Annotated in this window: 8 protein-coding genes and 1 rRNA gene; 3 read left to right on the forward strand and 6 right to left on the reverse strand. The window is 54.4% G+C overall.

From position 1 onward, the window contains the following. Position 1: 1 nt before the first annotated feature. Genes bcsA through bcsR form a run of 3 tightly spaced genes read right to left on the reverse strand, consistent with a single transcriptional unit; the run spans position 2 to position 3,566 of the window. A complete protein-coding gene (gene bcsA, locus ACOTX2_RS16150; protein WP_063148098.1) occupies positions 2-2,617 on the reverse strand; it encodes a UDP-forming cellulose synthase catalytic subunit in 2,616 nt (871 codons plus the stop codon). Beyond that, positions 2,614-3,366 (reverse strand): cellulose biosynthesis protein BcsQ, encoded by a 753-nt coding sequence (bcsQ, locus tag ACOTX2_RS16155; RefSeq protein WP_023298843.1) that lies wholly within the window; start codon positions 3,364-3,366, stop codon positions 2,614-2,616. The genes bcsA and bcsQ overlap by 4 nt, the downstream gene beginning before the upstream one ends. A gap of 11 nt (positions 3,367-3,377) precedes the next feature. After that, positions 3,378-3,566, reverse strand: a complete 189-nt coding sequence (bcsR, locus tag ACOTX2_RS16160; protein ID WP_022649731.1) for a cellulose biosynthesis protein BcsR — start codon at positions 3,564-3,566, stop codon at positions 3,378-3,380. Positions 3,567-3,740: 174 nt separating this feature from the next. Here bcsR and bcsE point away from each other — a divergent pair, with 174 nt between their 5' ends. From bcsE to bcsG, 3 genes are read left to right on the forward strand one after another with little or no spacing between them, the layout of a single operon-like run. Further along, positions 3,741-5,303: a cellulose biosynthesis c-di-GMP-binding protein BcsE gene (bcsE, locus tag ACOTX2_RS16165; protein WP_022649732.1), complete on the forward strand. Its 1,563-nt coding sequence runs from the start codon at positions 3,741-3,743 to the stop codon at positions 5,301-5,303. Further along, positions 5,300-5,494: a cellulose biosynthesis protein BcsF gene (gene bcsF / locus ACOTX2_RS16170; protein ID WP_022649733.1), complete on the forward strand. Its 195-nt coding sequence runs from the start codon at positions 5,300-5,302 to the stop codon at positions 5,492-5,494. The genes bcsE and bcsF overlap by 4 nt, the downstream gene beginning before the upstream one ends. Beyond that, positions 5,487-7,166 (forward strand): cellulose biosynthesis protein BcsG, encoded by a 1,680-nt coding sequence (gene bcsG, locus ACOTX2_RS16175; protein ID WP_023298844.1) that lies wholly within the window; start codon positions 5,487-5,489, stop codon positions 7,164-7,166. The genes bcsF and bcsG overlap by 8 nt, the downstream gene beginning before the upstream one ends. A 33-nt stretch (positions 7,167-7,199) precedes the next feature. On the opposite strand, the gene birA is transcribed toward bcsG, so the two are convergent. The 3 genes from birA to rrf all read right to left on the reverse strand — a co-directional run. Continuing rightward, complete coding sequence (gene birA, locus ACOTX2_RS16180; RefSeq protein WP_063148097.1) at positions 7,200-8,162, reverse strand: bifunctional biotin--[acetyl-CoA-carboxylase] ligase/biotin operon repressor BirA; 963 nt, start codon at positions 8,160-8,162, stop codon at positions 7,200-7,202. Further along, positions 8,159-9,187 (reverse strand): UDP-N-acetylmuramate dehydrogenase, encoded by a 1,029-nt coding sequence (gene murB, locus ACOTX2_RS16185; protein WP_023307159.1) that lies wholly within the window; start codon positions 9,185-9,187, stop codon positions 8,159-8,161. Before murB ends, birA begins: the two co-directional genes overlap by 4 nt. A gap of 134 nt (positions 9,188-9,321) precedes the next feature. Next, positions 9,322-9,420 (reverse strand): 5S ribosomal RNA (gene rrf / locus ACOTX2_RS16190); the annotation flags it as partial.

Consider the following 9,420-nt stretch of genomic DNA (forward strand, 5'->3'; position numbering starts at 1 on the left):
ATCATTGTTGAGCCATAACCGGGTCCGCCTGCTTCGCTTCATCTCGCTCAGGTCGACGCGGAATGAACGACACGACCCAGGAAACCAGTGAAGTAAGTGACCGGAAAATTAATTTCACCGACGACGGGGCAAATTCTGCAAGGTGACGATAGCCACGGAACCCCAGCTTAAGAATATCCAGCAGGCTTTCCAGAGGCTTATCCTCAGGGAAGCTGTCCTGCCAGAGAGCCCACGTATCCGCGCGGGCAAACGTACACTGCACAAAATCAATGTGTTGCTTTTTAGTCAGCGGCATCAGTTGCAGACCCACTTCATTTCCTCTCACACGCACCACCTGCGTCGGGAAGACATACTCCTGCTGGCCGCGCTTAAGCAATAGGTTGACCTTCTGCCCCTCAAGCACCTTCGCCTGACCGTTGATCTTGATACCCAGACCGCCATCCGAAAAGTCATGTACGGTACAGGAGAAGAGATGTCCATCGTCGCGGGCAATGGCCGCTGGCATGCTGATTTCGACGCGATGCGCGCGGCGAACCTGTTTGCTCTCAACCGATACCGCCACCGCGCCACCGAGGATAATCAGGTTATAAAACACCCACGCCATACTCACGAAGACCGTCAGAATTTCGTTTTCCGGGCCGTAGAAGTAGCGCCAGATCCCAACAATCACGCCCACAATATTCAGCAGCACCAGGAAGATATAGGGCCGGGAGATCACCCAGTCGACATACTCCTCTTCCACCAGCCCGCCCTTCGCGGTGACGTTGAATTTCCCTTTATGCGGGTTAATCAGCGCCACCATGGTTGGCGGCGCGATATACCAGGCCAGCACCGTTTCGTAGATTTCACTCCAGAACGAATGGCGATATTTCCCCTGAATCTTCGAGTTCGTCAGGCTGGCGTGGATCATGTGCGGCAGAACGAACAGGGCAATCATCAGCGCAGGCGCATAGATGATGTAAGCGTGAAGAAGCAGGAACGCCAGCGGCGCAGTGAGGAAGATAAGCCGTGGAATACCCGACAGGAAGTGGAACATGGCGTTGACGTAGCACAGCCGTTGCGCCAGTTTCAGTCCTTTACCCATCAGCGGGTTATCGAGGCGGAAAATTTGCACCATGCCGCGCGCCCAGCGAATACGCTGGCCGATGTGCGCCGACAGGGATTCCGTGGCCAGCCCCGCCGCCTGAGGAATGCGCATGTAGGCGGAGGTATAGCCAAGACGGTGCAGACGCAGCGAAGTGTGCGCATCTTCCGTGACCGTCTCGACGGCGATCCCGCCAATTTCATCCAGCGGTTTACGGCGGATCACCGCACAGGAGCCGCAGAAGAATGTTGCGTCCCACATGTCGTTCCCGTCCTGCACCAGACCATAGAACAGTGTGCCCTCGTTCGGGGTTTTACGAAAACGACCGAGGTTACGTTCAAACGGGTCCGGTGAGAAGAAGTGGTGCGGCGTCTGCATCATCGCCAGCTCTTTCTCCTTCAGGAACCAGCCCATGGTCATTTGCAGGAACGAGCGCGTTGGCACGTGGTCGCAGTCGAAAATAGAGACGAACTCCCCTTTGGCATATTTCAGCGCATTGTTGATGTTACCGGCCTTAGCGTGTTCATGCGTGGTACGGGCGATGTACTCGACCCCTACTTCGTCCGCGAACTGGCGGAACTCGGCGCGGCCACCGTCATCGAGGATCCAGATTTTGATTTTATCCTTCGGCCAGTCGATACCCAGCGCGGCGTAAATGGTGTTTTTCACCACCGACAGGTCTTCGTTGTAGGTCGGCACGAAGAGGTCCACCGTTGGCCACTGGGTCGTGTCTTTTGGCAGCGGCACCGGCTGTCGATTCAGCGGCCAGATAACCTGGAAGTAACCCAGCACCAGCACGATCCAGGCGTAGGTCTCAGCAAACAGCAGCACTAACCCACACACCAGGCTGACCGGATCGTCCCAGTTCAGCGTTGAGGTATATCGCCACCAGATGTAGCGGCAGGAAACGGTCAGCGACAGCACGATCAGCATCAGGGCAGAAAAACGCCCCGGAATGCGCCGCACCAGCAGCGCCACGCCCCACAGCAGGATCAGGAAGGTAAACTGTGCCAGCGGGTTGAAGGGCTGGGTAATACAGACCAGCGCCAGTATGAGCGAGAACACCACCACCACGCCGAGAATAAAACGCCGTAAGCCCGGGTGAAGGTGCCCGAGCTCTTTGTGATTATCTAAATGACCTGTTCTATCGCCAACCCGGTCGGGTAGCCGGTTAAGCCACTGGTGATAGTGTTCACGTAAGTTCTGCACGCGATCGAAGCTGCGCCAGCGGGACGTTTTTTTCTCCGCACCCGTTGAGGTCGCCAGAAGCCAGATGGACTGTATAGCGTAGCGCGCGGGATCGAGCGGACGCGGCTTGTCAGGGTTGATATGCGGATAGAGTTCACCGTGGCGCGCACGAATACGTTGCCAGCGTGGATGTTCGAGGGGGATGAACATCCACGCCAGAATCATCCAGAAGCAGCCCAGCGCAGCGCTCAGCGATGAGGCGCCGTGATGACGGTAATGGCGGTAGCGTTCACTTAAGCGCGAACTGACCGGCGGGATGAGCAACCAGTTGGTCAGGCGGCTCATACTGAACTCCCGGCAGGCTCCGGCCGTTTAGCAAAGTGCAGCAGACACCAGTTAGCCAGCGTCAGGATCTCTTCTGCCGCCAGTGAATCACTACGGTACTCCCCAAGCGGTTGTTTGGAAGCGAGGCACTCCGCCATCGCTTCGTCACGATGAATAACCATTGGCAACAGGCGGCGCTGACTCTGGAGCCAGACCTGGTACAGATCGTCCTGGATCTGGCTGCCAATGCGCAGATCGTTAATCAGAATATGGGCATTGGCAGGCATTGCCTGTTGATGCAGACGGATATGACAATTCGCATCTACGTTCGCAATGGAGAGCACATGGTCGCACTGCGACAGAAGCTGGCGGGTCAGCGACGCGGCGCCGTGCGGCAGGTCCAGCAGGATCCACTGATAGTGTCCGCTCTCTTTCAGACTCTGCAAAGCGGTGGTGAAGCGAGAGAACAGGCGCTGAAACGCAGCTTCATTCCCGCGTTCGGTTTCCGTCATCTGACCAAAGGGAAGCAAATCGAGCTGGGAGGTATAGCGCAAACCCGCATCCCGCCAGTCTTTATCGTCCAGAAGCGCGCGCCCCCAGCCGTTTTCATGCGTAAAGTCGACATTGAAAGACATGCGCAGCAAATTATCGGAGCAGGCATCAATAACCAGTACTGATTCACCTAAAACCTGTAATGACCACGCCAGCGCCGCGGTTACGGAAGTTGTACCCACTCCACCACGGACGCCCTGTAATCCTAGTACGGCCATCAATGGCTTCCTTATTGTTGTTGGGCAAACTCAGCTAATAACGGCCAACGTTTAATAGCCGCAGCCAACTGTTCCCGCTGGGAAATATCGGTGTAATCTATTTCAGGCAATGAAAAAGCCTGCGTGAGCGCCAGAAAATCGTTTTGGAATGTGTAACCCAGGCTTGGGTCGACTGGAGTTGCGGGTTCGTTATTTTGCATTCTTATTTCATCCCTTTGAGTAAAATCATAAGATTCAGATGCAGCGAGGCGTCCTGCCCACGAAATTTCATTTACATGCTAAATCTGATGTTCTTTAATTTCAATGTTAGGTTTATTTCTACGCTTTCGCTAGTAAACTGAGAGACATAGAAATTCGACGAAAAGAGGGACACCGTGGACTCCATATTTTCTATTGGCATCCAGTCATTATGGGACGAATTGCGCCACATGCCAGTCGGAGGAGTCTGGTGGGTTAATACGGATCGTAATGAAGATGCCATCAGTCTGGTAAACCAGACGATAGCGGCGCAGGGTAAGGATTACCGCGTGGCCGTCATTACGATGGGCGATGAGCCAAAGTCAATCATCAGGCTCGAAACTGACCGTGGACCCCAGACAGTACGATTATTTTCCATGCCAGCGGAGGCCGACAGTTTATACTTTTTGCCCCGCGATATTCAGTGCTCTATTGTTCCTGAACACTATTTACTGATTCTTAAATGTTCTCAAAACGGTCTACAAAATATCCCGTCTGAAAAACTGCTGAAATGGCTGGGAAGAATCAGCAGATGGGCAAAAAATCAAAATTGCACCTTATTGGTTGTTAACCCGGGCAGTAATAACGACAAACTTTTTTCACTTTTAATGAGTGAATACCGTTCCCTCTATGGCCTGGCCAGTATTCGTGTCCAGACTGACAGCCATCTTTACGACGTGGCTTTCTGGTGCAATGAAAAAGGGGTGAGCTCCCGACAGCAGCTTACCCTCAAAAATGTCGGGGACGAGTGGCATCTTGCTCAACAGGAAGAGACGGTGGTTCAGCCACGCAGTGATGAAAAGCGCGTTCTGAGTCATATTGCGGTACTGGAAGGTGCGCCTGCACTGTCTGAGCATTGGTCACTGTTCGAAACTAACGAGGCCTTATTTGATGAGGCGCGCACCACGCAGGCGGCGACCATTATCTTCTCGTTGATCCAGAATAACCAAATCGAAACGCTGGCACGGCACATTCACACATTACGTCGCCAGCGCGGCAGCGCGTTAAAAATCGTGGTACGTGAAAATAATACCAGCCTGCGCGCCACCGATGAGCGCTTATTACTGGGCTGCGGCGCGAATATGGTCATTCCCTGGAATGCTCCCCTGTCGCGCTGTCTGACGCTGATCGAAAGCATTCAGGGCCAGCAGTTTAATCGATATGTTCCGGAAGATATCAGCACCCTGCTTTCAATGACGCAGCCGATGAAACTGCGCGGCTACCAGAAATGGGACACCTTCTGCGATGCGGTGGGCAACATGATGAGCAATACGCTTTTACCGGCAGACGGAAAAGGGGTGATGGTTGCCCTGCGTCCTGTGCCGGGCATTCGCGTTGAGCAGGCGCTCACCTTGTGCCGCCCTAATCGTATCGGGGATATCATGACCATTGGCGATAATCGCCTGGTGCTGTTCCTCTCCTTCTGTCGGGTGAACGATCTGGATACCGCCCTGAACCATATCTTCCCGCTGCCTACCGGGGATATTTTCTCGAACCGCATGGTCTGGTTTGAAGATAATTTGATCAGCGCTGAGCTTGTCCAGATGCGAGCCCTGGCACCTGAAAAATGGGCCAAACCCTTGCCTGTAACAAGTGGTGCCAAACCGGTTCTGAACGCGAAACATGACGGGCATGTATGGCGTCGGGTTCCTGAGCCGCTACGCTTAATGGATGAGAACAAGGAGAGCGTTCCATTATGAATATCAGCGATATCATCCAACTGGTTGTTCTGTGCGCGCTGATTTTTTTGCCGCTTGGCTACTATGCACGCCATTCCCTGCGCCGTATTCGCGATACGATCAGATTACTGTTCGTCAAACCTCGCTATATTAAACCCGCCGGAACACTGACTCGCGCTTCAAACGTCAAGGCAAACCGAAAACATGACTAATTCTACCTATACCTCTTCAGCGCCATCGCCACTCTGGCAATACTGGCGCGGTCTGTCCGGCTGGAATTTCTACTTTCTGGTGAAGTTTGGTCTGCTGTGGGCAGGCTATCTTAATTTCCACCCGCTGCTTAATCTGGTGTTTATGGCATTCCTGCTGATGCCAATCCCGAATCTCAGGCTGCACCGTATACGTCACTGGATTGCTATCCCTATCGGTTTCGCCCTGTTCTGGCATGATACCTGGCTACCCGGCCCCGAAAGCATTATGAGCCAGGGTTCCCAGGTCGCAGGTTTCAGTGCGGACTATATGCTCGATCTGGTTGAGCGCTTTATTAACTGGCAGATGATTGGCGCGGTATTTGTCCTGCTGGTTGCCTGGCTGTTCCTGTCTCAGTGGATCCGGGTGACGGTGTTTGTCGTCGCGATTATGATCTGGCTAAACGTACTGACGCTGACGGGCCCGAGCTTCTCGCTGTGGCCAGCCGGTCAGCCGACGACAACCGTAACCACCACGGGCGGTTCCGCCGCCGCTACCGTCGCGACAGCAGGGGATACGCCTGTGGTTGGGGATATTCCAGCGCAGACGGCGCCGCCGACATCTACGAACCTGAACGCGTGGCTCTCCAGTTTTTACGCTGCGGAAGATAAGCGTCAGACGAAATTCCCGGACGCGCTGCCTGCTGATGCTCAGCCGTTTGAGTTGCTGGTCATTAACATCTGTTCTCTGTCCTGGGCTGACGTTGACGCGGCTGGTTTGATGTCGCACCCGCTGTGGTCGCATTTCGATATTCAGTTCAAAGACTTCAACTCGGCCACGTCGTACAGCGGCCCGGCGGCTATCCGCCTGCTGCGCGCCAGCTGTGGGCAGCCCTCGCATAAGAACCTCTACCAGCCGGCAGCTAACCAGTGTTACCTGTTTGATAACCTGGCAAAACTGGGCTTTACCCAACACCTGATGATGGGCCATAACGGTCAGTTCGGTAACTTCCTGAAAGAAGTGCGTGAACAGGGTGGCATGCAGGCCCCACTGATGGACCAGAAAGGGCTGCCAGTGACGTTACTGGGCTTCGATGGCTCGCCGGTCTATGACGATACCGCCGTACTTCAGCGCTGGTTCGACACCGTCGGTAAAGAGGAAGGGACGCGTAGCGCGACGTTCTATAATACGCTGCCGCTTCACGACGGGAACCATTATCCGGGCGTAAGCAAAACGGCCGATTACAAGGCCCGTGCGCAGAAGTTCTTTGACGAGCTGAACGCGTTCTTTAACGAGCTGGAAAAATCAGGTCGTAAAGTGATGGTGGTGGTGGTCCCGGAACATGGTGGAGCGCTGAAAGGCGACAGGATGCAGGTGTCTGGTCTGCGCGATATCCCAAGCCCGTCCATCACAAACGTTCCGGCCGGGATTAAGTTCTTTGGCATGAAGGCACCGCATCAGGGCGCGCCAGTTGAGATCACCCAGCCAAGCAGCTATCTGGCCATCTCGGAACTGGTTGCTCGCGCTGTAGACGGTAAGCTGTTTGTGGAAGATAGCGTGAACTGGGATCAGCTCACCAGCGGGCTGCCGCAGACGGCGGAGGTATCGGAAAACGCCAATGCGGTGGTGATCCAGTATCAGAATAAGCCTTATGTCCGACTGAATGCCGGGGATTGGGTGCCGTATCCGCAGTGACCTGCTACACCCTCTCCCCCTGTGGGGAGAGGGTTACTCTGCACTTCGTAATGAAATTTCACCGCCCACCCAGGGCTTAATCACGCCATCCTGTTCAAGCAGCAACGCGCCCTGCGCGTCAATGCCGCGTGATGTGCCGTAAATCTCTTTATCCCCAATCAGCAGCTTCACCGGTCGGTTAATAAAGTTATCCAGCTTTTCCCAGCGGGAAAGGAATGGCGCTAACCCCTCTTGTTCAAAGAGCGTCAGCGAACTACGCAACTCATTGATCATGCGGACGGCAAGCGTATTGCGATCGATGGTGATCCCCGCTTCCTGTAGGTTGGTCCAGGCCTGGTTCACGACATCGTTCTGCACGTTTCGCATCACCATGTTCAGCCCCGCCCCAATGACGATCTGTGCGGCATCGCCTGTTTTTCCCGTCAGTTCGACCAGGATCCCCGCCAGCTTTCGATCGTTGAGATACAGATCGTTGGGCCATTTTACCCGCACCTGATCGGCACCCAAATCATGCAGCACCTCTGCCATCACAATGCCGATGACCAGGCTCAGCCCGATGGCCGCAGCTGGCCCCTGTTCAAGCCGCCAGTACATGGAAAGGTAGAGGTTGGCACCAAATGGCGAAAACCACTTACGCCCCCGGCGGCCACGTCCTGCCTGTTGGTACTCGGCAACGCAGGCATCACCGGATTTCAGCTCGCTCAGGCGATCCAGCAGATACTGGTTCGTCGAATCAATGACCGGCAATACCGCGACGTTACCGTGTCCAATCTGGCCGCGGATGATCTCTTCATTCAGTAACTGGATTGGTTCCGGCAGGCTGTAGCCTTTTCCCGGCACCGTAAACACATCTACGCCCCAGTCGCGGAGCGTTTGAATATGTTTATTGATGGCAGCGCGGCTCATGCCCAGCTGTTCGCCCAGCTGCTCGCCAGAATGAAACTCGCCATCAGCAAGAATACCGATGAGAGTTAACGGAATAGTATTGTCCTTCACGCAATGGTCTCCACGGCATTCACTTCGCCCGTTCGGCCAATAAAGCGAACTTCAGGCTCCAGCCAGACGTTAAATTTTTCGCCCACACGCTGGCGAACATGATGCGCTAGGTTGACGACATCCTCACTTGTCGCGTTGGACTGATTGATCAGCACCAGTGCCTGCTGACGATGAACAGCAGCGCCACCAAGCGTAGTACCTTTTAATTCACATTGATCGATAAGCCAGCCTGCGGCCAGCTTCACGCTGCCATCCGCCTGAGGATAATGCGGGGCCGTTGGCCAGCCAGCGAGAAACGCTTTCGCATTTTCGCTGCCGATCACCGGATTTTTGAAGAAACTGCCCGCATTTCCATTCACTTTCGGGTCCGGAAGCTTGGTCATTCGCATGTGGCAAACGGAATCAAAAACCTCACGCGGTGTGACGGTAGCCGGATCGAGACGGGCCAGATCGCCGTAAGTCAGAACAGGTTTCCATGCTTTCGCCAGACGCAGGCCAACGGCCACAATGACAAAACGATCCTGATAGTCGTGCTTGAAAATGCTGTCGCGATAGCCAAAGCGGCACTGCTCTGCGGTCAAACGCTTCGCCGTTCCGGTCGCGAGTTCGATGCAGTCGACATATTCGCAGACGTGTTTCAGTTCAATGCCGTAGGCACCGATGTTTTGAATAGGAGATGATCCTGCACAGCCCGGGATGAGGGCCAGGTTTTCCAGTCCGGGCATCCCTTTTTCAAGGGTATATTGCACCAGATGGTGCCAGTTTTCGCCAGCACCCACGTGTAAATGCCAGCTGTCAGCGCTCTCTTTACGCTCAATCCCCATGATGCGATTAACGATTACCGTCCCCGCAAAATCATCGAGAAACAGGACATTACTTCCTTCGCCCAGAATAAGTACGGGTTCACCGTTTTCTGTTGCGTTTTGCCAGGCATTCAGCAACTGCTGAGCACTGTCGGCACGTACAATTTGATTAGCATTCCGTTGAATACCAAAGGTATTCCAGGGCTTAAGGGAGTGATTCATAGACGCTATCCTGATGCAAAAACCGGGATAGTTTACCGTATATACGAAGGGATGGGTGATTAGTTTATGGAAAGGAAGCAGGTGCAGAAACGCAAAAAGGCCATCCTTGCGGATGGCCTCTTCACTTGTTTGATGCCTGGCAGTTCCCTACTCTCACATGGGGAGACCCCACACTACCATCGGCGCTACGGCGTTTCACTTCTGAGTTCGGCATGGGGTCAGGTGGGACCACC

Origin of the sequence: Enterobacter cloacae complex sp. IR5412, assembly GCF_049237385.1 — a bacterium.
Classification (GTDB): Bacteria; Pseudomonadota; Gammaproteobacteria; order Enterobacterales; family Enterobacteriaceae; genus Enterobacter; species Enterobacter intestinihominis.

Bases quoted from the DNA above. Each gene is read 5' to 3' on its own strand.
- bcsA (WP_063148098.1), bottom strand. From the start codon at position 2,617: ATGAGCCGCCTGACCAACTGGTTGCTCATCCCGCCGGTCAGTTCGCGC.
- bcsQ (WP_023298843.1), bottom strand. From the start codon at position 3,366: ATGGCCGTACTAGGATTACAGGGCGTCCGTGGTGGAGTGGGTACAACT.
- bcsR (WP_022649731.1), bottom strand. From the start codon at position 3,566: ATGCAAAATAACGAACCCGCAACTCCAGTCGACCCAAGCCTGGGTTAC.
- bcsF (WP_022649733.1), top strand. From the start codon at position 5,300: ATGAATATCAGCGATATCATCCAACTGGTTGTTCTGTGCGCGCTGATT.
- bcsG (WP_023298844.1), top strand. From the start codon at position 5,487: ATGACTAATTCTACCTATACCTCTTCAGCGCCATCGCCACTCTGGCAA.
- murB (WP_023307159.1), bottom strand. From the start codon at position 9,187: ATGAATCACTCCCTTAAGCCCTGGAATACCTTTGGTATTCAACGGAAT.